Source organism: Archangium sp. (genome assembly GCF_045802675.1).
Taxonomy (GTDB): domain Bacteria; phylum Myxococcota; class Myxococcia; order Myxococcales; family Myxococcaceae; genus Archangium.
In genome coordinates this window covers 12,022-36,979 of the sequence record NZ_JBJMQO010000079.1, presented here as the reverse complement: position 1 = coordinate 36,979, position 24,958 = coordinate 12,022, and the positions used below count along the sequence as shown (strand labels likewise).

Sequence of the window (24,958 nt, the reverse complement as noted above, 5' to 3'; positions counted from 1 at the left end):
TTTAAGGGGGTGCGTCGTTGGGGGCTTTCCGGAGCCCGTGTCCAAGGGCCTCGCCGCCCTCTTCACGGCCACCGCCATCGCCTACCTGGGCGTGGATACGGTGTGGCGGATCATCGACGGCTGGGTGCAACTGGTGCGGGACGTGGACAGGGCCGTCACGTTCAACGCGTTACGAGCGGCGGGAGAGAAGTACGGAAAGGTGTTGGGGGCCAGTGCCGCACGAGTCTTCGTCATGCTGGTCACTGCCGCCATTGGCAACACCACGGGGCTGGCGGCGAAGGTCCAGGGGTTGCCCGGCTCCGCGCAGGCCGCCCTGGCCGCCGAGACAGAGGCTGGCTTCACATACTCCGCTGTCGAGGGCGTGCAATCGGTGGCCATGTCCGCCGAGGGATTCACGATCGTGCTCGCCCCTCATGTGCTCGCCATGTCGGCTCGTGGCACACGCGACGGGGGCCATGTCGACAAGCATCACCTCGCCACCATCGCCAACGAGAAGTCCACGGCTCGCGGAGGACCCTGGACACCGAAGTTCCGCGAGTTGTTCAAGAAGGCGGGGATGGAACTGAAAGACCCCGAGAACATCGTCTCCGTCGAGGGGCACCGGGGGCCTCACCCCGAGGAGTACCACCAGCGCATCTTCAACCGATTGGATAGAACGATGAGTGGTTGCCGCACCGTCGTGCAGTGCCGTGACTTCCTGAAGGCCACGCTCGATGAGCTGGCCAGGGAAGTCTCCACGCCCGGAACCCGGCTGAACCAACTGGTCACCGGGACGGCGGGTCGCTAGGAGTCACTCCGTGACCAAGCGCTACTTCGAGCTTTCCGAGGACCTTCATGTTCGCGGCCGCTGGCATCTGGGCCAGCCCGTTGATTCGCAGGGCCGCGAGTTGGAGGACCCCTGGATGTTCAGGGCCGGGCGTCCGGTGCGGGTCGAAGGCAGGCTCCATGTTCCCCTCAGCGAACCGGGCAGGCCGGTCGATTTCTCCCTTGCTGGGTTGAGCGTTCCGGTCGTCCATGTGAGGGCCGCCTCGGTATTCGCTGACCTGGCCCCTGGCGATGTGCAACTCCTTCCGGTCGATATCGAAGGCCAACCCGAGCAGTACAGCATCCTCGTCGCGACGAAGCTCATCCGGTGCATCGACGACCAGCGGACCGAGGAGGTGCGGTACTGGGCGCCGGAGCACGGTCAGCCGCACAAGGTGGGGGAGTACCGGGACCTCTGGGGGATGCGCATCGACCCCACCAAGGTGGGTGATGCCAGGGTGTTCCGCACCTGGGGATGGGATCTCGCCCTCATCGTCTCCGAGGATCTCAAGCAGGCCCTGGAGCGCCTGGGGGCCACGGGCATGAAGTTCACGGAGGTGTAGGGGGGACCTCGGTCGAGCCCGAGGTCCCCGGCGTCGCGCGAAGTGACCGCGCGTCTCAGGGCACGAAGGTGAGCGCGCCCGCGGGTAGGGCGGTGCCCGAGGGCCACAGCACGTAGGCCGAGTGGCGGGAGTGGTCCCACGCGCGCAGCAACTCCTGGCGCTTGTACGTCACGGTGACCGTCTCGTCGCTGGGGAAGGCCGGGTCGTTGCAGACGACGTCGCCCTCGGGCGTGAAGCCCTTCACCACGATGAGGTGCCCGTCCGAGCGCGCCACCGCCGAGCCCGTCAGCTCGTCCTTCTCGTAGGCGATGCTGATGCTCACCGGAATGTCCTCGGCGATGAGCCGCTCCACCTGCGTGAACGAGTCGAAGCGCGCCACCAGCCCGTGCAGCGCGCCGTCCCCGAGCGCCGAGGCATACGCGGTGTTGAAGGGCCAGTTGCCCGTGCCCTGGTACACGGTGTCATAGACGTGCTCGGCCGCCACGGGCACCGGCACCACGAGCTCCTCGCGGCCCAGCTTCTTCCCCCAGTACGCGAGCAGCATGGACACCGACGTGGGCGAGCACCAGGCGCCCCCATCCGGCGGATAGAGCAGCTGCGAGCGGCCGGGCACGTCCAGCACCTTGCCCCAGGCGCGCCGGTCCGAGGCCTCGTCCGGAGCCGCACGGCCCGTGTCCGTCACCGCCGCCGAGAGCGCCCGGACGCGCGGGCTCACCCCGGGCTTGGAGGAGAAGAGCCACACCGTCATCCGCAGCCCGTCCGCCTTCTTCTTGAGGACGAGCGTGTCGGTGAGCACCTTGCCGCGCTCGTCCTCCTGACGCTCGCCGCTGTGGCGCACCACGGTGCCCTTGTCGAGCGCCCAGACGCCGAAGTCATAGTCCTTCGTCCACTCGCCCCCCACGCGCGCGGCGAGCGTCAGCCGCACCCACGTGCCCGGCGGGGTGAGCGCGTCGAACGAGGGCACCACGTTGTCGAAGCCGCCCGCCATCGCATGCTCCCCGGAGGCGGCGCTGCCGAAGACGTAGCTGCCCACGGCCAGCGGCGTCTGCGAGCCCGGCGGCGTGTGGCTGGGGAAAGGGTCTTCCGCGGAGCGGGCCGCCGCCGCGTCGAGCTCCAGCGCGCCCTCCGCCGTGAGCGCGGTGCCCTGACGGGTGAAGCGCTCGAAGTCGCGCGCCTGCGTGCTCTGCCTCCAGATTCTCGCCACGGGTCCTGTCTCCTCGGGGGTGGGCCGGGCCCGCCACGACGCACAGGCCGTCAGCGTCGATGCCAGCAGGACCAGGTACAGCGCAACTCGTGCCTTCGTCGGGGTCTTCATGAGGCTCGCTCGGGGGGCTATGGGGGGAGCGTCCGGGGGCCTACTTGGCCAGCTCGGACAGGAGGAGGTGGACGAACTCGGCGCCGGGCTGGAGCGAGGCCACGGGAATCCGCTCGTTGGGCGCGTGGGCCGTGCGGGCGTCGTCCGGCGTGAGGGCGAAGAGATCGATTCCGTAGGCGTGGATGCCAGCGCGGCGCAGCACGGTGGACTCGGTGGTGCCGGTGGACATGCGCGGGAAGACGGGCGCGCCCGGCCACACCTTCGCGGCGGCGGCCGTGGCGGCGCGGAACATGGCGTTGTCGCCCACGGGCGAGGCGGGCGAGTCCGGGGGCGTCATGTTCAGCTCCACCTGGATGTCGCTGTCACCCACCGCCGCGACGAGCCGCGCGCGGAACGCTTGAATGTCCTCGTCCGGGAGCAGCCGGCAGTTGATGGTGGCCTCGGCGGTGGCGGGGATGACGTTGGGCCGCGAGCCGGCGTTGAAGACGGTGGGCACGCAGGTGGTGTGCAGCACGGCGGCCAGCGCGGGCTCGAGCCGGGCGATGGAGTCCACCGCCTCCTGGGGCGGATTGTCCGGAGAGGCCGCGAGCCGCTTCAGGGCCTCGCCCAGCTCGCCGTCCGTCACCTTCACCCGGCCCTGCACGTTCAACCGGGTGACGGGCAGCAGCCGGGTGGGGAAGGTGAGCGAGCCGACGCGGGCCACCGCCGCCGCCAGGCGCACCATGGGGTTGGGCGCGGCCGGCGGCACCGAGGAGTGCCCGCCCGGCCCCGTGGCCTTCAGCACCACGTTGCGCGACACCCGCTCGGCGGCCTGGAGGTTGACGAAGCGCACCCGGCTCCGGTCCGCCGTCAGCTCCGTGAGCCCTCCCTCGTTGAGGGCGAGCTCCGCCTCGCGCAGCTCCGGGTGGTGCTCCAGCAGCCAGTCGATGCCGTGGCCCGCGCCCACCTCCTCGTCCGCGCTGAGCACCAGCACCACGTCGCGCGAGAGCTTCATCCCGTCGCGCGAGAGCCGCCGCAGCGCGAGCACGCTGGCCGCGGCCATTCCCTTGTTGTCCTGCACGCCGCGCCCGTAGAGGAAGCCATCGCGCTCGGTGAGCGTCCACGGGTCCGAGGCCCACTCCTCCTTCTTCGCGGGGACGGTGTCCAGGTGCGCGAGCACCAGCACGGGGCGCGCGCGGCCGCTGCCCTTCAGCCGCGCGATGAGGTGGGCGCGTCCGGGAGCCGGCTCGGCGAGCTCGGACTCGATGCCGGCCTCGCGCAGCCACCGGGCGGCCACCTGGGCGGCCGCGGCCTCGTTGCCCGGCGGGTTGGAGGTGTCCACGGCGATGAGCTCGGCGAGCAGCGTGCGCATGTCCTCGGAGGCCGCTCGGGGCGGGGTGCTCCGCGACGGGCCGGCGGCATGGCCGCAACCCGGCACGGCCAGGAGGGCGAGAACGAAAAACAGGGGGCGCATGGGCCGGCAGTGTATGGGAGTCCGTGGGGCTGTTCACCGTAGATGTTTGCCACGACAGAGGAACAAGGCCCGCGGACGCGTGAGCTGTGGTAATGGCGGCGGTCCCCCTTGGGAGGCCCACCGCATGTCATTACCGATGGATGTCCGAGTCCTCGAGCTACCCCTCCGCCACGCGTGGACCATCTCGCGAGGGACGAGTACCTCGAAGCGCAACGTCATCGTGGAGCTGCGCCACGGCAACCTGGTGGGCCGGGGTGAAGCGGCCCCGAACGTGCGCTACGGCGAGTCCGCCGAGACGGTGACCGAGGCCCTCCAGAAGCTCGCTCCGGCGCTCGAGGGAGACCCGTGGCACTTCCGCGTCCTCTCGGAGCGTGTCGAGCACGCCCTGCCGGGCAACCACGCGGCGAAGGCGGCGCTGGACATCGCGCTGTATGACCTGGCGGGCAAGCGGCTCGGGGTGCCGCTCTACCGCATGCTCGGCTTGGACCCGGCGCGGATGCCCATCACCTCGTTCTCCATCGGCATCGACAACCCCGAGACCATGGCCCAGAAGGTGCGCGAGGCGGAGCCGTACCCCGTGCTGAAAATCAAGTTCGGCGCGCAGTCGGTGCGCGAGACGTTCAGCGCGGTGCGCTCGGCCACCACCAAGACGGTGCGGGTGGACGCCAACGAGGCCTGGGGCCCGCAGGAGGCGCTCGAGCACATCGAGTGGCTGGCGGCGCAGGGCGTGGAGCTGGTGGAGCAGCCGCTGCCCGCGGCGGACGTCGAGGGCGCGAAGTGGCTGCGCCAGCGCTCGCCGCTGCCGCTGGTGGCGGACGAGGCGTTGATGATGGCCTCGGACGTGCCGAAGCTGGCCGAGGGCTACCACGGCATCAACGTCAAGCTGCAGAAGTGCGGCGGCATCCGCGAGGCGCTGCGCATCATCGAGACGGCGCGCTCGTGCGGGCTGAAGGTGATGCTGGGGTGCATGGTGGAGACCTCGGTGGGCATCGCGGCGGCGGCGCACCTGGGGCCGCTGGTGGACTGGCTGGACCTGGATGGCAACCTGCTCCTCGCGGCGGACCCCTTCCGCGGGCACCCGGTGGTGGGCGGACGCATCCGCCTGGGTGAGGGGCCGGGGCTCGGCGTGGAGCCCCAGGCCGCCCCATGACGGAGCCGCTCATCCAGAGCCCCATGGCGGTGCTCACGGTGCTGCTCGCCGTGCTGTCCCTGCTGTTTCTCGCCGATCGCCATCCGGTGGGCGAGCGCGTCTTCCGCGTGCTGCCCATGCTGGTGCTCGTCTACTTCATCCCCACGCTGCTCTCGAACACGGGCATCATCCCCACGAAGTCGGACCTCTACGGCTTCGTGTCCGCGTACCTGTTGCCGGCGAGCCTCGTGCTCCAGGTGCTGTCCATGGACCTGTCCGCCATTGCCCGGCTGGGGCGCAACGCCGTGGTGCTCTTCCTGGCGGGCACGGCGGGCATCATGCTCGGCGGGCCCATCGCCTACCTGCTGCTGGGCCGCTTCATGCCGGCGGAGCTCGGGGACCAGGCGTGGAAGGGACTGGCGGCGCTCAGCGGCTCGTGGATTGGAGGCAGCGCCAACTTCGTGGCCATCGGGCAGAGCATCGGCACGCGCGAGGACGTGCTGAGCATGATGGTGGTGGTGGACGTGGGCGTGTCGAACATGTGGACAGCGGTGCTGCTCTACTTCGCGGGCCGCGAGCGGCAGATGGACGAGCGCATGGGCGCGGACCGGCGGGCCATCGACGTGGTGCGCGAGCGGGTGGAGCGCTTCCACGCCTCGGTGCTGCGGCCCGCGAGCCTGACGGACCTGGTGTGGATTGTCTCCATCGGGCTGGGCACCACGGTGGTGTGCACGGCGGTCTCCAAGCTGCTGCCGGACGTGGGCACCATCATCTCGGGCTTCACCTGGGTGGTCATCCTGGTGACGACGGTGGGGGTGGGGCTGTCGTTCACCCCGCTGCGCAAGCTGGAGGGCGCGGGGGCGAGCCGGGTGGGCGCCCTGTTCCTCTACGTGCTGGTGATGACCATTGGCGCCAAGGCGGACTTCCGGCGGCTGCTGGATGCGCCGGCGATGGTGGCGGTGGGCGTGGTGTGGATGGCCATCCACGCGGCCTTCACCCTGGGGGCACGGCGGCTGCTGCGCGCCCCCATCTTCTTCGCGGCTGTGGGCTCGCAGGCCAACGTGGGCGGAGCGGCCTCGGCGTCCGTGGTGGCGGCGGCCTTCCATCCGGCCCTCGCGCCCGTGGGCGTGATGCTGGCCGTGGCCGGCTACGTGCTGGGCACCTACTGCGGGCTGGTGTGCGCGGTGATGCTGGAGCAGGTGTACCGGCTCCTCCACTGAGGCTCGGGGCGTGGAGCGGCGGGACGGAGGCTCCCTCCATCGCCGGAGCAGCGGGGGAGCAGACGGGCCTGGACCCGAGGGAGGGTCCACTCTGTATCGGGTGTCCGATGCCGCCCCCCACATCCTGCTGGTGGACACGCCGCCCGCGCTCCAACGGCACCTCCGCCTGTCGCTTGGGACCCTCGAGCTGCGTCTGCATTGGCCAGCGGCCGAGCAGGTGAGCGAGTGCCTGGAGTCCCGTCCCATCGCCGCAGTGGTGCTCCCCCTGGCGAGCGTGGGCGGACTCCCCAAGTCCCAGGCCCACGCCCTCATCCGGCAGTCCCATGCTCACGGCGTCCCCGTGCTGCTGCTCGCCGAGGAGCTCCCGGAGGCCGTGGAGGTGATGGAGGCCCACCCGCCTGGGGCCGTGGACTGCATGGCCTCTCCGCCCGAGCCCCAGCTGCTGCGCGCGCGGATGGCCGGGCTGGTGGAGCGCTTCCGCGCCCGCTCCGCCCAGGAGGCCCTGCGCCAGTCCGAGGAGCGCTACCGCCTCTCCACGCTCGCCACCAGCGATGCCATCTACGACTGGGACATGGTGACGGACACGCTGCGCTGGAGCGTCCACGTGCGCACGCTCTTCGGCTACCCGCCGGAGGACGTCCAGGGTGACTTCCGCTGGTGGTCCCGCAACCTCCACCGGAAGGATCGGCGCCGCGTGCTGGCGAGCCTGCGCGATGCCCTCGAGCAGGGAGACGTGAAGTGGCGGCAGGAGTACCAATTCTCCCGCGTGGACGGCTCGTACGCGGACGTGGTGGACCAGGGCTACATCCTGCGCGACGCGAGCGGCCAGCCCCTGCGCATGGTGGGAGGCATGCAGGACGTCACCGAGCGCAAGCGCGCCGAGCGCAACCTGCGCTTCCTCTCCGAGGCGAGCGCGCAGCTGGGCTCCAACCTGGAGCTGCGGGAGACGCTGCAACGGCTGGCGTGGTTGGTGGTGCCGGAGCTGGCGGACTGGTGCAGCGTGGACCTGGTGGACGAAGAGGGCCACCTGAAGCGGGTGGCCCTGGCCCACCCGGAGCCGCGCAAGCGGACGCGGGCGCTCGAGCACTGGGAGCGGCTGGCGGAGGCACGCGAGCGGCGCAGCGTGCTGAATCGCGTGGTGGAGACGGGGCAGCCGCGCTGGGTCCATGCGTTCTCCCGCGCCCACCTGGAGGAGCTGAGCGGGGGGGACGAGGAGCTGAGGGCCGCGCTCGAGCTGCTCGGGTGCACTTCCTACATGGTGTTGCCGTTGAATGCGCGCGGGCGGGTGCTGGGCGTGTTGGGGCTCCTCCAGGCCGAGTCCGGCCGGCATTACGACGAGACGGACGTGGAGCTGGCCCAGGCGCTGGCGAACCGGGCCGCGCTCGCGGTGGACAACGCGATGCTCTACCAGCGGGCGCAGCGGGCCATCTCCCTGCGGGATGACTTCCTCTCCATCGCCGCGCACGAGCTGCGCACGCCCACCACCTCCCTCAAGCTGAGCGTGCAGACGCTGGTGCGAAAGCTCCAGGGTGAGCGGCCGATGCCCCCACGTGAGCAGCTCCGCTCGCGGTTGGAGGGCCTCAACCTGAGCGTGGCCCGGCTGGAGGCGCTGGAGAACCAGTTGCTCGATGTGACGCGCCTCGCTTCCGGGCACCTCCAGCTCCAGCGCGAGGAGGTGGACCTGGTGGAGGTGGTGCACGGCGTGCTGGACGCCTTCGCCCCGCAGGCGGAGGACGCCGGCTGCGAGCTGGTGCTCGTCGAGCACGGGCCGGTGGTGGGGCAGTGGGACCGGAGCCGCCTGGAACAGGTGGTGACGCACCTGCTCACCAACGCCATCAAATATGGAGCGGGCAAGCCGGTGCGGGTGAGGGTCCAGGGGTGGCCCGAGTGGGCCCAGCTCTCGGTGTCCGACCAGGGCATCGGCATCGCGCCCGAGCACCAGTCGCGCATCTTCGAGCGCTTCGAGCGCGCGGCGAGCGACCGCCACTATGGCGGCCTGGGGCTGGGGCTCTACATCACCCGGCGCATCGTCGAGGCGCTCTGCGGCGAGGTGCACGTCACCAGCCGCCCCGGCCAGGGCTCGACGTTCACCGTGCTGCTCCCCTACACGGCCGTGGGAGCGCGCAAGCCCCTCGCCGAGGGCTCCCACGAGGAGGGGGGCTCCACCTGGGAGGAGTCCGCTCAGCCTCACTGACGCGGGCCGGACCGGGGCGGTGTCTCCTCGATGAGCCGCACCGCCGCGTGGGCTCCGTTGACGTAGGCGGGCGCGGGCCGCTCGTGGCGAGTGCCGGATGGGAGGAGACGGCTCACGCGCTCGAGGGCCTCGTCGAGGGAGGCCATCCGCTCGGAGTCCTGGAGCCGCGGCGCCTGCCGGTCGTAGAGCCGGGGCCGGGCGATGGCCACCAGGGGCGTCCCCGTGGCGCGCGCCTCCTGGACGGTGTTGTAGCCGCCCGCGCCCACGAGCACGTCGATGCCGCGCATGACGGCGAGCGCGGGCCAGAGCCGCGGTGGGGCCCCCGGCGCCAGCAGCCGCACGAAGGCGCGCGGACCGAGCCCCCGCTGGAGCGTCTCCGCGAGCCCGGTGTATTCGAGCACCTCCTCCGGCCGGCCACAGGCGACGACGGCCACCACGGGGGCCGCTTCCCCTGCCTCGGGCACCCCGAGTCTCCGCCGCGCGCTGGAGACGTCGAGCAGCTCCCCGGCGTCGAGGACGAGCCAGGGCGGCGTGCTCACGGCGAGCGGGTGGTGGGCGAACGGTGCGGGCTCTCCGGGGACGATGAGCCGATCGAACGCCTCGACGAAGCGCGCGAGCCCGAAGCGCTCCACGTAGTCCGGATGCAGGTCGCGGTGCACGAGCACCTTCCGCGCCTCGAGTCCGGGCAGGAGTGGCGCGAGCTCACCGCCGAGCCCGCGCGGGAAGGTGTCCACGACGAGCACCTCGGGGCGCACGGAGTCGAGCAGCCGCTCGATGGCGTCGCGCACGGCCTGCTTGTCGAGCTCCGCACCGAGCCGGTGGACATGGCCCTCGCCCAGCTCCGCCTCGAGCGGCAGCGCGGGAGCGAAGGGGCTGTTGGTCACCACGTCGATGGTGTGGCCCCGGCGGCGGGCCGCGCGGCCGAGCGCCACGGCGCGAGTGAGGTGCCCCAGGCCTCCGCCGAGCGCATAGAGGAGCCAGCGTTCCCCGCTCATGGCTCAGCTTCCGCCCATGTCCTCCTCGAAGTCGTGTCTGGCTTTGAAGCGCAGGGACTCGCCATCGGCCTCGGTGAAGTCGTTGGGATCGTGCAGGACGTCATGGCCCCAGTAGCCCCGGCCGTAGTAGCCGTAACCCCGGTAGTAATAGCTGGAATACAGATAGGGATTGTCCGCTCCCTCCTCCGGTGGTGCCTCGGAGCCCGACCCTCCCCCCGACGCATGCTGCTCCTTGAAGCACGTGGTGCAGAGAACCTCACCGCTCTCGGACGGATGGCCATGCCAGGTGCAGATGGGTTTGGCGCACCGGGCGCACTGCTGGGCGGCGGGCCGGGGGCAGTCGTGCGCGAAGAGGAATCCCGCTCGCTCCTGGCACGGGTCGAGCGACTCTTGAAAGGGAGGGCTCATGGGTGTGCCGCCTTCTTGTCGAGGGCTCGCGACAGATTGAGGAGCTGGTAGAGGCTCAGCAGGGACATGGCCATCACCTGCACGGCGTTGACCTGGGTGCGCTCGTTCTCCACGCCCCAGGTGCCTTTCATGAGGACCGTCAGCTCCAGGCGGTCCTCCTCCACGGAGAGGGATTTGAGCCGGCAGCCCAGGGGGATTTTCACCGCGTCCCGGGCGCGTGCTCCGAGCCGCCCGAGGTGCTGGTACTTCTCCGGCTTCACCTGGAGGCGCACCCGGACGAGCGCATCCGACAGGGTCTTGTACTTCGTCTTGTACCTGCCCGAGCTGCTCCTCTTCGACCGGCTGCGCTTGCCGGTGCGCTCGAGCATCTCCACGCGCAGGTAGGTGCCGTCCAGCAGCCGCGTCTGCAACGAGAGCCACCGGTCGACGTAGGACTTCACGGTCCAGCCATTGACGGTCGCCGACTCGCCGGAGAACTTGTCCGAGTGCGTCGCGGGCCGAAAGTCCAACTCGACGGTCATCGGCTCCTGGGGCGCGGTGTCGGCCTGGAGCAACCGCACGAGGCGGGTGACGAGCTCGTAGCGCCGGTTCTCCAGGTCGAGCCGCGAGGAGAGGGCGCGGAGGAGGAAGGCGGCGAGGCTCACGACGAACAGGAGCACGCAGCCCTTCCGCGCCACCTCGTGCAGCGTGGGGTCCTCCCAGGCCTCGGTGTTGACCCATACGAGGAAGCAGGCCACGGCGAGGACGAGCGCGCCCCAGCCCACCCGGATTGCCCAGAACGCCCGCTTCTCGTGCCGGACATCGAGGTCGCGCAGGGAGTCGAGCTCTCCGAGCACCTGGGAGCCGGGGAGCTGGGTTCGGTAGACGCGCGCCCGGAACTTGTTGGCATCGACGGCCAAGGTCTGAAGCCCTTCGCTGCGAGGAGTGGAGCCCGAGCGTAGGAGTGCGCGCTCCCCCTGGTCAATCGCGTGTTTGGTGCCGCGCGCCCGAGGCGGGATACTGCGCGGGCCGTGTCCACCTCCGGAATCATCTACGCGTCCTTCGATCGCTTCCCCGCGCCCAAGGGAGCGGCGGTCCACATCCGCGCCTTCGTCGAGGCGCTCGGCGGGGCCTTCGGAGGCGTGGAGTTGCTCGCCATCGGCGGAGACCCGGGCGAGCCGCCCGAGGGCGTCCGCTTCCATCCGCTGCCAGCGCAGGGGAAGGACCTCATCCAGCAGGCCATGTGCTTCCGGGGAGGGCTCGCGGCGTGGTGGCAGGGGAGGGCGCGGGCCTCGGTGGTGCACGTGCGCTCCATCTTCGAGGGCTACCCCATCGCCCGGCGCAAGGAGCAGCTCACCGAGCGCCTCGTCTTCGAGGTGAACGGGCTGCCCTCCATCGAGCTGAAGTACCACTCGCCAGGAGTCGCCGAGGACGATGAGCTGCTGCGCAAGCTGGTGGCGCAGGAGGACGAGTGTCTGGCGAAGGCGGACCTGGTGCTCACCCCGAGCGGGGTCACGGCGCGCTACCTGGAGTCGCGCGGGGTGGCGCCCTGCCGCATCCGCGTCATCCCCAACGGCGTGGACACCGGACTCTTCGCCTACCAGGCGCCGCGTCCTTGGGACGAGCGGCCCGTGCGCCTGCTCTACAGCGGGACGATGACCTCGTGGCAGGGCGTGCACCACGCCATCGAGGCCTGCCGCCTGTTGCGCCGGGACGTGCCGGTGCTCCTCACGCTGGTGGGCCCCACGCGAAGACAGCAGCGCCGTGAGCTGATGGAACTGTGCGGCGAGCTGGTGGGCGAGGGCGCGGTGGAGATTCTCGACGCGCTGCCGCAGGCGGAGCTGGCGAAGCTCCACCATGCCTGTGACGTGGTGCTGGTGCCGCTGCCGCCCAACGACCGGAACCTCGTGCAGGGCTGCTGCCCGCTGAAACTGCTGGAGGCAATGGCCTCGGGCACGCCGGTGGTGGCGAGTGACTTGCCCGTGGTGCGCGCGCTGGCGGAGCAACGGGAGCACGCGTTCCTCGTCCGGCCGGGCTCGCCGAAGGCCATCGCCGAGGCCGTGCGCGCATTGAGGGAGGACCCGGCGCTCGGGCCCCGGATGAGCCAGCAGGCGCGGGCGCGCGTCGAGCGGGACTTCACCTGGGCGCGAGCGCAGGAGTCCCTGGTGTCGGCCTACGAGGAGGCCTTCGGGATGGTGCGGTCCAGCACGCGCTGGAGCACCTCGGCCTCGGCCGCGGCCTGAAAGCGCTGCTCGATGCGGGCGCGGGCGGCGACGCCGATCTCGGCCCGGCGCACCTCGGAGAGACTGAGCACGTCGATGACGGCCTGCCCGAGGTGATTGAGGAGCGCCTTGGGCACGAGGAAGCCGTTGGCGCCGGAGTCGATGGCCTCGGGGATGCCGCCCGCGTCGCTGGCGACGACCACGAGGCCACAGGCCATGGCCTCGAGCATCGCGTTGGGCATGCCATCCCAGAGCGAGGGCTGAAGATAGACATCACAGAGCCGCAGGTGAGCGGCCACGTCCTCGGGGGCATCGAGCCGGCCGGAGACGATGAGGCGCGCGGCGTCCTCGGGGTGCTCGACGCGGAAGGCGGTGAGCTGCTCCTGCTCGCGAGCGCGCACCTCGCCGATGACGAGGAGACAGGCGGGCCGAATCTTGCGCACCTCGGAGAGGGCGGAGAGGAGGAAGGGGACGCCCTTCTTGTGGCGCAGCTCACCGGAGAAGCCGAGCACGAGCTCTCCGGGTTGGATGCCCAGACGCTGGCGCAGCGCGGGGTCGGCGGGGCCGGGAGTGAAGAGAGAGGTGTCGACGGCGTTGGGGATGACCTCGACGCCCGGGTCGCGCCCGAGGAGCATGACCATCTTGCGCGCGAGGTCTCCCGAGGCGGCGGTGAGGACGGTGGCTCGCTGGAGGGTCCAGAGGAGGCGGGAGAAGTCGCCCGGGGGGAACATGGCCTGATCCACGTCATTGCCGCGAGCGCTGACGGTGGATGGGATGCCCGCGAGCCCAGCGAAGGTGACGGCGAGGAAGCCCGGGGGAGAGAGGTAATGCCCCCAGACGAGCCGGTAGCGGCGCTGCGAGTGCAGATACTCGAGCACGTCGAGCGTGTGCTGTAGCGAGGTATCCGCCTGCCCGAAGAGACCGAGCCGGTGCAGTGTGGCGCCGCGAGCGGAGGCGGCGACCTCACCGGCGTCGAGCGACTGGAGGGCACCCGGGGGAAGGGAGCGGGTCCAGGTGAGGACGTCGACCTGGGCGTCGAGGCGGGCGAGGGCGCCAGCGGTGCGAGCGCCGCTGCGCGCGAGGCCCCCCAGGTCAGGAGGAAACCGTTCCGCGATGAGGAGGATACGAGGGCCGCTCGGCATGGGGCGCATCCTATCTACCCCCGCGAGTCCGCACTTCTGGTTCGAGCGGCGTGGACGTAAAACCAGAGGGCGGCCCGATCGGTCCGCTGGAGGTGCGGCATGTCTCCCCGTCCCGTTGGCCCTCGTTCCTGGATGCGAGGGTGTGCCGTCCTCGTGCTCGTACTCTTCTCCTCTGCCTGCGCCACGAGCGCGCCGCCGGGCGGCCCCGAGGGGCGGCTGTCCGAAGCAGGGGCGGCTGCCGTGTACGAGGTGCAGGTCATGGAGCCGGGCACGGTGCCTACCCGGCCCGTGCCGGTGGACAAGGCCTCCTTCCAGCATGCCGTCCAGCGGCTCGTCCGCGAGGTGCAGCTCGAGGGCAAGTCACCCCGGCAGGCGGCGCGCGAGTTGTTGGCGAGCCTGCCGGAACAGGAGCTGGAAAGTCTGCAATCGAGTGGCACGTGGCTGGCGGAGGTGAGCCGGGGCCGCGTCCTCACGCTGGTGCCGGTGGACGAGAGCAGCCCCCTCTCGCCCCAAGCGGATGCCGCCCTGCGCGACAAGTATAAGGAATGGTGCAGGCCCTGGGGCGGAGGTGACTGCCTGGGCTTCTTCGATGACGGGCCCTACCTGCGCGCGGACGATCGGTACACGCTGGCGCTCGCGCTGTCTTTCGGCTCGGTGTTGGACGAGACGCGCGAGGCCTTGGGGCGCGAGCTGAACCCACGAGCGCTGATGGCCATGTGCGTGTGGACCGTCAGTTTGTACCTGACGTCCTGGCTGGTGCCCGAGCCCACCACCAAGCTGCTCGCGGCGGGAATGACGGTGATTCTCGTGGCGTGGCTGGGCGTGGACACGTTGTGGGGTCTGCTGGACGGCTGGGCCCTTCTGACGACCCAGGCGTACGAGGCCACCACCTTCGCGGAGTTGCGCGAGGCGGGCGAGCAATTCGCCAGGGTGCTGGGCGCGGACGCAGCGAGGGTGATGATTCTGGCGGTGGGCGCGCTCACGGGACGTACGCTGGGCGAGGTGGCCGCGCGGGTGAAGTCACTCCCGGGCTTCAGCCTGGCGGAGGCACAGTGGGAGGCCCAAGGCGGGGCCGCCGTGCTGGCGCCCGAGGTGGCGATGGAGAGCGCACTGGCCCAGGAGGGTGCGCTGGCCCGGGCCGTGGCGGCGGTGGAGACGGTAGCGGCCTCGCCGCAGGGGCCGCTCACGGTGGTGATGCTCAAGAAGGGCGGGAGCGGTGGGCCTGCTTCCGGGGGCAACTCGCCCACCACCGTCCTGCGCCATCGGGGCGGCAACGTGCAGGTGGAACTCGCCAACGGGCAACGTTGGCACCTGCCACGTGGCAAGTCGATCGCGGACCTCCCGGCCGAGGACAAGGTCGGCGACATGCTCCAGGAAGCCGTCACCCGCGCCGCCAACGAATGGGGGCCCCACAGGCTGTCCCCCCAGGAGCGGAATGCCATCAAAGAGGCCAAGGACAAGGGTAGATATTGGCTGGCGCGGCTGTTGGAGCGTGAGGCCCGGGGGCGCTTCGTGCATGAGAGAGTGAAAAACCAGCTTCAACAGCTCTATCGTTTCAATCCCAAGGGAGTCGACGTCGTTGACCCCAATACAGGTATCCAGTACGAGATTCTCTCCGGAACGGAGTCGAACCTGGCACGTCATGGCCGGCGCATGGCGGGCGAGTTCTTCCGGATGCTCACCTTCTGAAAGGGCGGCTATGAGTTGGGCCAGGGATTGGCTTGGGAATGTCGTCTTCGCGGACCGGGAAATCGAAAACGAGCAGCTGGAACTGACGGATAAGAAGGCCAACTACATCCTCGGCCCCAACCTGACGCTGAAGAACTGTACCCTCGTGCTCAAGGTGTCCTGGCGGAATCTGAGCATCAGGGGCGTCCGCTTCATCGACTGTACCTTCGAGGTGAAGCAGGAGCTGAAGAACTACCAGCAATGGATATGCGCGTCCCTCAAGGGCTGCCGTTTCAAGGGACGGCTGTGGGGCTGCGATTTCGGGCACTGGCCTGATTATGGGAGCGACCCGGAGTACCAGTTCGGCTCCATCGAGGACTGCGACTTTTCCGAGGCGCGGCTCGACGGATGCCGCTTCCACGGCTGTGATCCCAGCACCTTGCGCTTTCCCAAATGGCCCTGCTTCACCTTCCTGGATCCCATCGGCAGAAGCCGTGAGTTCAACAGCACTCCGTGGCCGGGGCGTTTTGGTCGCATCATCGTGGACGATTTCCGAGACCAGCCGCCTTCCACCAAGGCCCTGACCTACTTCGCCCCGACCGAGGCGAAGCGGTGCGACACCACGCCGGAAGAGCTCAAGGCCGTCATCGAGAAGTTCGACTGCATCGTCTACTGACAGGCCAATGTCAGGCCAGGGGCATGGGGGTGCTCACCTGTTGCTCGGGTTTGGGCCGGCGCAGCACCGAGGCGGCCACGCCGCTCAATCCAATCAGGCCCACGAGGTTCGGGAACACCTGCAAGCCATTCATCAGGTCTCCCCAGGCCCAGATGGTCTCCACCTTCCCCATGGCGCCAAAGACAACCAGGATGCAGTACAGCCAGCGGTAGGGCAGGGTGACGCGCTGTCCAACGGCATACTCGAGGAACTGCTCGCCGTAGTATGCCCAGCCAATCAGCGTCGTGTAGCCGAACAGGAAGGCGCAGAAGGCCACCACCCATCCACCCACCGTGGGAATCGCCGTGTTGAACGCCTGCGCCACCACCGCCGTGCTCGTCAGCCCGCTCGTCCACGCCCCGCTCGCCAGAATCACCAGCGCGCTGATCGTCGACGTCACGCACGAGACGATGAACACCTCCATCACCGCCTGCAGCCCCTGCTGCACTGGGGCCTCCGTGCGGGCCGTCCCGTACGCCACCGCCGCCGTGCCGTAACCCGCCTCGTTGGCGTAGATGCCTCGGGCAATGCCGTAGCGCATGGCCACCATGATCCCCACCCCGGCGGCGCCTCCTCCGGCCGCCTGCAGCGAGAACGCCTCGCGGAAGATGAGCGCGAACACCGACGGCAGCTGCGCCGCGTGCGTGACGATGACGATGAGTCCTCCGGCCAGGTACAGCCCCACCTTCAGGGGCGCGAGCTTCTCGGCCGCCCGGCCAATGCTCTTCACGCCGCCAATCACCACCAGCCACGTGAGCACCGCGATGACCAGCCCCGAGGCCAGCGGCGGAATGTTGAACTGGCTCTGCCACACCACGGCGATGGAGTTCGGCTGCGTGAAGGGTGTCGTCGTGAGCGCCGCCACGCCGGCGATCAACGCGTACAGCCAGGCCAGCTTCGGCGAGCCCAACCCGTCCTTCAGGTAGTGCATCGGCCCCGCGGACAGCCGCTCCCCGTGCACCTTGCGGTATTGAATCCCCAGCACCGCCTCGCAGAACTTGATGGCGGTGGCGAAGAAGCCATACGCCCAGATCCAGAACAGCGCCCCCGGCCCACCGCTCACGATGGCCGTGGCCACTCCCGCGATGTTCCCCGTGCCGATGGACGCGCCCAGCGCCGTCATGAACGCCTGGAAGGGCGTCAGGGCTCCGGCGCCGCTCGCCTGGGTGGGCATCATGGCCCGCAGCGCGTCCCGGAAGCGCGCCACCTGCACGAACCGCAGCCGCACCGTGAGGAACACTCCAGTTCCCAACAACAGGGCCATGGTCCACGGCCCCCAGACGAAGTTGCTGGCGACATCGATCGCGTTGCGGATGGGTTCAGGCAGCATGTCCCCGTCATAATCCGATCCGCGCCTCCGGGGCACCCACCGGAAAAAGAGAGGAACCACGTGACCGCCCCCGCTTCACCCCGCGAGCTCTTCGACCTCTGGGCCGAGGTCCGTCTCCAGGGCCTGCCGCCTCCCGCCCTCGTCCGCCATTCCCTCCTCGAGCCCCACCTCCGCCGCCTCCCCGCGTCGGCCCCGGGCCTGTTCCACGTCGAGGAGGTAGGACGCTCCGTGGAAGGCCGCTCGCTGAACCTCGTCCGTTTCGGCTCCGGCCCCCGGCACCTCCTCCTCTGGTCCCAGATGCACGGCGACGAGCCCACCGCCACGACGGCGCTGCTCGATCTCTTCGAGTACATCCGCGCCCACCGCGAGCACCCCCGGGTGGCCCGGTGGCTCTCGGCCTTCACCCTGCACACCCTGCCCATGCTCAACCCCGATGGCGCCGAGCGCTTCCAGCGGCGCAACGCCCAGGGCATCGACATCAACCGCGACGCGCTCGCGCTCCAGACTCCCGAGGGCCGCACCCTCAAGGCCGTCCGGGACCGGCTCCAGCCGGCGCTCGGCTTCAACCTCCACAACCAGAGCTGGCGCACCGCCGTGAGCGGCGCGAACCGGCCCGCCTCCATCTCGCTGCTCGCCCCGCCCTTCGACGCGGCGCGCGGGGACAACCCGGGGCGGGTGCTCGCCAAGAAGGTGTGCGCCGTCATCCGCGATGCCCTCGAGCCACTCGCGCCCGGACAGGTGGGCCGCTACGACGACTCCTTCGAGGTCCGCGCCTTCGGCGACAACCTGGGGCGCTGGGGCACCCCCACCGTGCTCATCGAGACCGGCCCGTGGCCCTCGCCCGCGCCCGACGAGCCGTTGCTCCGGCTCAACTTCGTGGCCCTGGTGTCCGCCCTGGACGCGCTCGCCAGCGGGGCGGTGGAGCACGCGGACCTCGAGCGCTACGAGTCCATCCCCCTCAATGACAGCAAGGGCATGCTGCACCTCGTCATCCAGGGCGCCCACGTCTTCGGCGAGGCGGGGGAGGCCTTCGTCGCGGACCTCGGCATCGCCGCGGCCCAGGCGGTGCGCAACCACGGGGGCACGCTGTCCCTCGAGCTCTCGGGCTCCCTCGAGGAATTCGGAGACCTGCGCGTCTACGGGGCCGTGGAAAAGGTAGACGCCACCGGCCTCACCGCCGTGCCGCTCCCTCCCGGGGGCGTGAAGGAGGGAGACCTCGTACCCCTGCCGCCCCGGAATGCACGCGAGGTGCGCGTGGGCCTTCCCGCCGAGCTGATGTTGCTGCGGCCCGTGGCGTCTTCCGGGAGTTACCGGGTGGAGCGAATCATCCGCTACGGACGTTGAATTCCCAACTTTGGTGAAACTGAGGTTAAGGTGCGCCCCAATTCGCCAGGAGGGGTGAGCACCTTGTCTTCGCACGTTCGATTCGCGCGCGCGTGGTGTGTCTTGTTGTTGCTGTTGAGCACCAGCGCGATGGCCCAGGGCACCTCGGTCATCATCGGAAAAATCATCAACTCGGCCGACAAGAAGCCACTGCGGGACGCGGTGGTGACGGCCACGTCTCCGAACCTTCAGGGTGACCAGACGGTGGTCTCGGACGACAGCGGCCAGTACCGCATTCCCCAGTTGCCGCCGGGGGTCTACACCCTCCGGGTGGAGGCCGAGGGCTTCCGTCCGTATGCGCGCGGGGACATCCAGCTGCGGCTGGATCGCACCATCCGCGTCAACGTGGAGCTGCTGCCGTCGGGCCTGGGCGAGGAGATGATCGTCACGGCCGCGCCGCCCACGGTGGACGTGGCCTCGAGCGCCTCGGGCATCAGCGTGGACGCCAACATCCTGAAGAACCTGGCGCTCAGCCGTCCGGGCTCGAAGGGCTCGGCGTCGCGCTCGTTCGAGTCCCTGGCCGAGCTGGCCCCGGGCGCGCAGGAGGACACCTACGGCGTGAGCATCAACGGTGGCACCTCGCCGGAGAACCAGTTCGTGGTGGATGGCCTGTCGGTGAATGATCCGCAGGTGGGCGCCATCGGCACGCCGCTCTCGGTGGAGTTCGTCAGGGAGGTGAACATCATCACCGGTGGCTACATGCCCGAGTACGGCCGCTCCACGGGTGGCGTGTTCAACGTGGTGACGAAGTCCGGCTCCAACGAGCTGCACGGCTCGGTGTTCGGCAACATGGCCCCCGGCTTCCTGCAGACGGCGGGTCCGGTCATCCAGCAGGCGGGCAGCGTCATCTCGGCCAAAGGCACCCCGTGGAACCAGGGGGACTTCGGCTTCGAGGTGGGCGGCCCCATCATGAAGGACAAGCTGTGGTTCTTCGCGGGCGTGGCGCCCTCGTACACGCGCATCCAGGTGTCGCGGCAGCTCAGCACGCTGGACCTGTGCACGCAGGTGGACCCGGCGAATGGCTGCGCGAAGGTGGGCGATGCGCGCAAGGATCCGGTGACGGGCTTCCAGGTGGCCTCGCCCATCCCGGGCGCGCTGCAGAACCGCTTCGCGGACGAGCGGACGGTGCAGTACATCGGCAAGCTCACCTACCTCTTCAACCCGGACCACACGCTGTCGCTGTCGGTGTACGGCACGCCCAGCTGGTCGGGTGGCGAGGGCCGTTACGCCTTCAGCCGCGATGGTGCTCCCGAGGTGTGCAGTGGCCTGTCCTGCACCGCGTTCGTGCAGGGCGCCTATGACTCCATCGCCACGCGCCGCACGAGCGGTGGCCTGGACGTGGTGGCCAAGCAGTCCTCCTCCTTCTTCAACAAGTCGCTGCTGCTCGACGCGACGGTGGGCTGGCACCACCAGAGCGCTTCCACCCTGCCGTCGGACGGCTCGGGGCTCATGAGCGGCACGGGGCTCTCCGCGCAGTCCAACATCGCCTACCGGCGCAAGCGCAGCATCACCGAGTTCGAGACGCTCCCGGACCCGTCCGTCTGTGACGCGCCCGAGGGGCTGACGGGGACCCGCTGCCCGGTGACGAACTATTCCTTCGGCGGCCCTGGCACCATCAACCTCTCGGAGCTCAACCGCTACCAGGGCAAGGTGCTCGGCACGTACCTGCTCGAGGCGCTCGGCCACCACGTCATCAAGGCCGGCGCGGACGCCGAGGGCGCGAGCTTCTACCTCAACCGCGCGCGCACCGGCGGGGTGCCCTGGCAGGAGTGCTCGAACGGCTCGTGCTTCTTCTCGCTCAACCAGTACGGCTACCTCTCCGGGCCGGACGAGGTCGTGCCGCTGCCCAACAAGGAGGGCACGTCCTCCTCGCTCACCCTGGGCGGCTTCGTCCAGGACAGCTGGTCCATCCTCGACAAGGTGACGGTCAACGCGGGCGTGCGCTACGACGCGCAGACCATCTGGGGCATCGACCGCCAGGTGGGCCTGAGCCTGCCCAACCAGTGGTCGCCCCGCGTGGGCGTCATCTACGACTTCACCCAGCAGGGCCGCTCGAAGCTCTACGCCAACTACGCGCGCTTCTACGAGAACGTCCCGCTGGACATGGCCGACCTGTCCTTCCCCCAGCAGCGGCTGCTGTCGGCCACGTACAACGCCCCCGCGTGCGATCCGCGCGACCCGGCCGACCTGGCCCCCGGTGGTGACTGCAACAGTGACGGCAACCGCCAGGTGACGGGCAACACGGAGAGCCCCAACCAGCAGTGGACCGCCGAGGGTGGCGATCGCGTGCCGGTGGATCCGAGCATCCGCGCCCAGTCCAGCGACGAAATCGTCCTGGGTGGCGAGTACGAGCTGGTGTTCGGGCGCCTGGGCCTGTCGTACACCAAGCGCTACCTCAACGACGTCATCGAGGACATGAGCCGCGACGATGGACGCACGTTCTTCCTGGGCAACCCGGGCAAGGGCACGTCGTCGGACTTCCCGCTGGCGCGCCGCGACTACGACGCGGTGAACGTCTACTACACCAAGAGCTTCTCGGAGGGGTGGCTGGCGCAGGTGAGCTACACGTGGTCCAACCTGCGCGGCAACTACTCGGGCCTGTTCCGCGCGGACACCGGCCAGCTGTCGCCCAACCTCACGCGTGACTTCGACCTGCTCTCGCTCACCGTCAACCGCGACGGTCCGCTGCCGGGTGACCGCACGCACGCCTTCAAGGCCTTCGGCGCCAAGGAGTTCCGCCTCACCCGCGATCTGAGCGTGGACATTGGTGGCGGTTACCGGGCCCGCTCGGGCGCGCCGCTCAACTACCTGGGCTACCACCCGCTGCGCAGCGGCGCGGAGACGTTCATCCTCCCGCGTGGCAGCGCGGGCCGGCTGCCGTGGGTGCACAACTTCGACGGCCACCTGGGCGTGAGCCGCAAGCTGATGGGCGACTACACCCTGAGCCTCTCGCTGGACGTCTTCAACCTCTTCAACTTCCAGCAGGTGACGGACGTGGACCAGGTCTTCACCTACACCCGCGTCCTGCCCATCGAGCAGAACGGCAAGACCGCGGACGTGGAGAGCTGCCGCGACGCGAGCACCGCCAGTGCGTGCCTCGTGAAGGTGTCGGCCACGGGCAACGCGCCCATCACCACCGCGGACGTGAACCCCAACTTCAAGAACCCCACCGCCTACCAGGCGCCGCGCTCCGTGCGCTTCGGCGTCAAGCTGAGCTTCTAGGCTCCCGGGAGAGACTCCATGAACATGCGACTGATTGGATTGGGTACGGGAGTGGTGGTGCTCGCCACTACCCTGGGCGCCTGCAGCGCCGCTCAGCAGGACCCGCAGTGCGTGGTGGCCAAGGCCGTGTCCGACGGCTCCACCGGCTCGTTCGCGGCCACCTACACGCTCAAGGACGGGCAGGACGCGAGCCTCGCGTGCGCGCAGCTCAAGCCCGAGCCCGTGGGTCTGGAGAAGTATTTCAGCAAGGACCCCGGCGGGCCGGAGACGGTGGTCATCCGCTCCTCGCGCTTGGGCAAGCTGCTGGACAACTCGGACGTGGAGGTGGATCCGGACGCGCCCAACGCGCCCAACGCCCAGGGCATGCTGACGACGGAGGCCCCGGGCGCGGACAACTTCTGCGACGTGCCCACGCTCAGCCCCTCGCGGCTGGTGGCGCGCTCCGTGTCGGGCGGGCCGACGCTGGACCTGACGTATGCGTGGTCCAACCTGCGCATCTACAACACGCCGGACATCCCGGGCACGCAGTTCGTCGCGGACCTGCGCTACACCGAGAACGGCTGCACCGCCGAGTACAAGGTCAGGGGCATCTGGCCGGTGGTGGGCTGCGCCACCAAGGGCAAGCCCGACGCGTCCAAGTGCGAGCCGTACGCGGACCCGCCGGTGCGCCTGCGCGGCTCGGGCATCAACCCGAGCTTCCCCGTGAAGTGCGACCCGGACGCGCTCATCTGCGTGCTCACGGGTGAGGTGCCCTCCGTCCCGTAGTCCCAGGGCCGGAGGAATCCCGGGCCTCCGAGGGGCTGGCGGCCTTCACGCCGCGGCCCTCCGGGGGCTCGCCAATTCGTGTGGGATGGTGTAGGGTGTGTGTCGCCATGCACGCCTACGCCGTCGAGCTGTCGAAGGAACTGGGCCTCAAGCCCGAGCAGGTGGACCGGACCCTGGCGCTGAGCGCCGACGGAGCGACCGTCCCCTTCATCGCCCGCTACCGCAAGGAGGCCACGGGGGGCCTGGACGAGGTCCAGATCCAAGCCATCCTGGACCGCGCCGCCGAGCTCACCGAGCTGGACTCGCGCCGCGAAACCATCCTCCGCACCATCGAGGGGCAGGGGAAGCTCACCCCCGAGCTGGCCAAGGCGATCCAGAAGGCCAAGACGCGCACCGAGCTGGAGGACCTCTACCTCCCGTACAAGCCCAAGCGCCGCACGCGCGCGGCCATCGCCCGGGAGCGGGGCCTGGAGCCGCTGGCGGACCTGCTCTGGAAGCAGGAGCCGGGGAAGAAGGACGACGTGGCGGCCAAGGCGCGCGCGTTCGTGAAGCCGGACAAGGAAGTGCCGGACCTGGAGACGGCGCTCGCTGGAGCGCGGGACATCTGCGCCGAGCGCGTGGCCGAGGACGCGGGCCTGCGCCGCAACGCGCGCGAGCTGTGCGTGCAGAAGGGCCGGCTGCGCTCGGCGGTGGTGGCCGCGAAGAAGGGCGAGGCCACCAAGTTCGACAACTACGCGGACCACGAGGAGGACCTGTCCAAGGCGCCCTCGCACCGGATTCTGGCGCTGCTGCGCGGCGAGGCCGAGGAGGTGCTGCGCCTCCAGCTGGCCCTGCCGGATGACGAGGTGAAGGGCACGCTGGCCTCGCGCGTGGTGACGAAGCCCCAGTCCCCGTTCGCCCCGGAGCTGCGCGCGGCGGTGGAGGACTCGTGGGACCGGCTCATGGGCCCCTCGCTCGAGTCCGAGCTGCGCAACGAGCTCAAGGAGCGCGCGGACCGCGAGGCCATCGTCGTCTTCGGGCAGAACCTGCGCCACCTGCTGCTCGCCGCACCCGCGGGAGGCCGCGCCGTGCTCGCGCTGGACCCCGGCCTGCGCACCGGCATCAAGGCCGCGATGATGGATGGCACGGGCAAGTTGGTGGACACCGCCACGCTCTACTCGGAGAAGAGCGGGAGCGAGCGCGCCGTGGCCGCGAAGCAGTGCGGCGCCATCATCCTCAAGCACAAGCCCGAGCTCATCGCCGTGGGCAACGGCACCGGCAGCCGCGAGGCGGAGACGTTCGTGCGCGAGGTGCTCAAGGCGCTCGGCACGCAGGTGCTGGTGGTGTCCGTGAGCGAGCAGGGCGCCTCCGTGTACTCGGCCTCCGAGGTGGCGCGCGACGAGTTCCCCGAGCTCGATGTCTCGCTGCGCGGCGCGGTGTCCATCGGCCGCCGTCTGCAGGACCCTCTGGCCGAGCTGGTGAAGATCGACCCGAAGAGCATCGGCGTGGGCCAGTACCAGCACGACGTGGATCCGGGCCTGCTCAAGAAGAAGCTGGGCGAGGTGGTGGACTCGTGCGTGAACGCGGTGGGCGTGGACGTGAACACCGCGTCGCCGCAGCTGCTCGAGCACGTGTCGGGCATCGGCCCCACGCTGGCGAAGAAGATCGTCGCGCACCGCGCCGCCAAGGGCCGCTTCAGCACGCGCCGGGAAATCCTCAAGGTGAGCGGGCTGGGCCCGAAGACGTTCGAGCAGGCCGCGGGCTTCCTGCGCGTGCACGGCCCCGAGCCGCTCGACGCGAGCGCCGTGCACCCCGAGCGCTACACCGTCGTGGAGCGCATGGCGAAGGACCTGGGCGTCAACGTGAAGGAGCTGGTGGGCAACGCCGCGCTGGTGCGGAAGATCGATCCCAAGCGCTACCTGGGGCCGGACCTGGGCGAGCTGACGCTCGAGGACATCCTCGCCGAGCTGGAGAAGCCCAGCCGCGACCCGCGAGGCGACTTCTCCGCGCCCGCCTACCGCGAGGACCTCCAGAAGTTGGAGGACGTGAAGGAGGGGATGGTGCTGCAGGGCGTCGTCACCAACGTCACGGCCTTCGGGGCCTTCGTGGACGTGGGTGTGCACCAGGACGGACTGGTGCACGTGTCCCAGCTCTCCACGCGCTTCATCAAGGACCCCTCCGAGGCGGTGAAGGTGGGCGACCGGGTGACGGTGAAGGTGCTGAGCGTGGACCTGACGCGCAAGCGGCTCGCGCTCTCCGTGCGCGCCGTCACCGAGGGCACCTCGGGGCCCTCCGCTGGAGCGCCTCGTTCCTCCGCGAGCGAGGCACGTCCGGCCCCCGGGGGCGCGCGTCCCCCGGCGGGTAAGCAGGGAGGCGGCAAGGCGCCCGCTGCGCAGAAGCCCTCGGCCGAGCCCTTCAACAACCCCTTCCGAAACCTCAAGCATTAAGAGGGCACGCCGGCCGCTGGGGACT

The 24,958-nt window shown here is 70.0% G+C and carries 19 protein-coding genes; 12 read left to right on the top strand and 7 right to left on the bottom strand.

Annotated elements, in window-relative coordinates; all coding sequences use genetic code 11:
• Together ACJ8AN_RS22545 and ACJ8AN_RS22540 are read left to right on the top strand one after the other, a co-directional pair.
• On the top strand, positions 1-787 hold a 787-nt coding region (locus ACJ8AN_RS22545; protein WP_407757496.1), incomplete at its 5' end, for an AHH domain-containing protein.
• Positions 788-797: 10 nt separating this feature from the next.
• The gene (locus ACJ8AN_RS22540) at positions 798-1,367 is read left to right on the top strand and encodes an imm11 family protein (RefSeq protein WP_407757495.1); all 570 of its coding nucleotides are present in this window, start codon (positions 798-800) and stop codon (positions 1,365-1,367) included.
• 55 nt (positions 1,368-1,422) lie between these two features.
• On the opposite strand, the gene ACJ8AN_RS22535 is transcribed toward ACJ8AN_RS22540, so the two are convergent.
• Both ACJ8AN_RS22535 and ACJ8AN_RS22530 read right to left on the bottom strand, forming a co-directional pair.
• Positions 1,423-2,682 (bottom strand): C39 family peptidase, encoded by a 1,260-nt coding sequence (locus tag ACJ8AN_RS22535; protein WP_407757494.1) that lies wholly within the window; start codon positions 2,680-2,682, stop codon positions 1,423-1,425.
• Positions 2,683-2,722: 40 nt separating this feature from the next.
• Entirely contained in the window at positions 2,723-4,135 is a 1,413-nt protein-coding gene (locus tag ACJ8AN_RS22530; protein WP_407757493.1) for a M20/M25/M40 family metallo-hydrolase, read from the bottom strand.
• Positions 4,136-4,259: 124 nt separating this feature from the next.
• Between ACJ8AN_RS22530 and ACJ8AN_RS22525 the strand changes: the two genes are divergently transcribed.
• The 3 genes from ACJ8AN_RS22525 to ACJ8AN_RS22515 all read left to right on the top strand — a co-directional run bounded on the left by ACJ8AN_RS22525 (position 4,260) and on the right by ACJ8AN_RS22515 (position 8,678).
• Entirely contained in the window at positions 4,260-5,285 is a 1,026-nt protein-coding gene (locus tag ACJ8AN_RS22525; RefSeq protein WP_407757492.1) for a dipeptide epimerase, read from the top strand.
• Positions 5,282-6,484, top strand: coding sequence for a DUF819 domain-containing protein (locus ACJ8AN_RS22520; protein ID WP_407757491.1), 1,203 nt, complete (start codon positions 5,282-5,284; stop codon positions 6,482-6,484). Before ACJ8AN_RS22525 ends, ACJ8AN_RS22520 begins: the two co-directional genes overlap by 4 nt.
• Before the next feature lie 100 nt (positions 6,485-6,584).
• A complete protein-coding gene (locus tag ACJ8AN_RS22515; RefSeq protein ID WP_407757490.1) occupies positions 6,585-8,678 on the top strand; it encodes an ATP-binding protein in 2,094 nt (697 codons plus the stop codon).
• Here the strand turns inward: ACJ8AN_RS22515 and ACJ8AN_RS22510 are convergent.
• From ACJ8AN_RS22510 to ACJ8AN_RS22500, 3 genes are read right to left on the bottom strand one after another with little or no spacing between them, the layout of a single operon-like run.
• Positions 8,672-9,673 carry a hypothetical protein gene (locus ACJ8AN_RS22510; RefSeq protein WP_407757489.1) on the bottom strand — a complete coding sequence of 334 codons (1,002 nt, stop codon included), beginning with the start codon at positions 9,671-9,673 and terminating at the stop codon, positions 8,672-8,674. The two genes, ACJ8AN_RS22515 and ACJ8AN_RS22510, sit on opposite strands and share 7 nt — an antisense overlap.
• Positions 9,674-9,676: 3 nt before the next feature.
• Positions 9,677-10,081, bottom strand: coding sequence for a hypothetical protein (locus ACJ8AN_RS22505; protein WP_407757488.1), 405 nt, complete (start codon positions 10,079-10,081; stop codon positions 9,677-9,679).
• On the bottom strand, positions 10,078-10,980 hold the full coding sequence (locus tag ACJ8AN_RS22500; protein WP_407757487.1) for a hypothetical protein: 903 nt from the start codon (positions 10,978-10,980) through the stop codon (positions 10,078-10,080). Before ACJ8AN_RS22500 ends, ACJ8AN_RS22505 begins: the two co-directional genes overlap by 4 nt.
• 111 nt (positions 10,981-11,091) lie before the next feature.
• Between ACJ8AN_RS22500 and ACJ8AN_RS22495 the strand changes: the two genes are divergently transcribed.
• A complete protein-coding gene (locus tag ACJ8AN_RS22495) occupies positions 11,092-12,303 on the top strand; it encodes a glycosyltransferase family 4 protein (protein ID WP_407757486.1) in 1,212 nt (403 codons plus the stop codon).
• Here ACJ8AN_RS22495 and ACJ8AN_RS22490 read toward each other — a convergent pair.
• Entirely contained in the window at positions 12,234-13,424 is a 1,191-nt protein-coding gene (locus tag ACJ8AN_RS22490; RefSeq protein ID WP_407757485.1) for a glycosyltransferase, read from the bottom strand. The two genes, ACJ8AN_RS22495 and ACJ8AN_RS22490, sit on opposite strands and share 70 nt — an antisense overlap.
• 153 nt (positions 13,425-13,577) lie before the next feature.
• Here ACJ8AN_RS22490 and ACJ8AN_RS22485 point away from each other — a divergent pair, with 153 nt between their 5' ends.
• Both ACJ8AN_RS22485 and ACJ8AN_RS22480 read left to right on the top strand, forming a co-directional pair.
• Positions 13,578-15,113: a hypothetical protein gene (locus tag ACJ8AN_RS22485; protein WP_407757484.1), complete on the top strand. Its 1,536-nt coding sequence runs from the start codon at positions 13,578-13,580 to the stop codon at positions 15,111-15,113.
• A 10-nt stretch (positions 15,114-15,123) separates the two neighbouring features.
• A complete protein-coding gene (locus tag ACJ8AN_RS22480; RefSeq protein ID WP_407757483.1) occupies positions 15,124-15,768 on the top strand; it encodes a hypothetical protein in 645 nt (214 codons plus the stop codon).
• 10 nt (positions 15,769-15,778) lie between these two features.
• On the opposite strand, the gene ACJ8AN_RS22475 is transcribed toward ACJ8AN_RS22480, so the two are convergent.
• Complete coding sequence (locus ACJ8AN_RS22475) at positions 15,779-17,137, bottom strand: alanine/glycine:cation symporter family protein (RefSeq protein ID WP_407757482.1); 1,359 nt, start codon at positions 17,135-17,137, stop codon at positions 15,779-15,781.
• 60 nt (positions 17,138-17,197) lie between these two features.
• Between ACJ8AN_RS22475 and ACJ8AN_RS22470 the strand changes: the two genes are divergently transcribed.
• The 4 genes from ACJ8AN_RS22470 (at position 17,198) to ACJ8AN_RS22455 (ending at position 24,933) form a co-directional block, all read left to right on the top strand.
• Positions 17,198-18,481, top strand: a complete 1,284-nt coding sequence (locus ACJ8AN_RS22470) for a M14 metallopeptidase family protein (RefSeq protein ID WP_407757481.1) — start codon at positions 17,198-17,200, stop codon at positions 18,479-18,481.
• A 63-nt stretch (positions 18,482-18,544) separates the two neighbouring features.
• Complete coding sequence (locus ACJ8AN_RS22465; protein WP_407757480.1) at positions 18,545-21,742, top strand: TonB-dependent receptor domain-containing protein; 3,198 nt, start codon at positions 18,545-18,547, stop codon at positions 21,740-21,742.
• A gap of 18 nt (positions 21,743-21,760) precedes the next feature.
• Positions 21,761-22,507: a hypothetical protein gene (locus tag ACJ8AN_RS22460; protein WP_407757479.1), complete on the top strand. Its 747-nt coding sequence runs from the start codon at positions 21,761-21,763 to the stop codon at positions 22,505-22,507.
• Positions 22,508-22,614: 107 nt separating this feature from the next.
• Positions 22,615-24,933: a Tex family protein gene (locus tag ACJ8AN_RS22455; RefSeq protein ID WP_407757478.1), complete on the top strand. Its 2,319-nt coding sequence runs from the start codon at positions 22,615-22,617 to the stop codon at positions 24,931-24,933.
• The last annotated feature ends 25 nt before the right edge of the window (positions 24,934-24,958 follow it).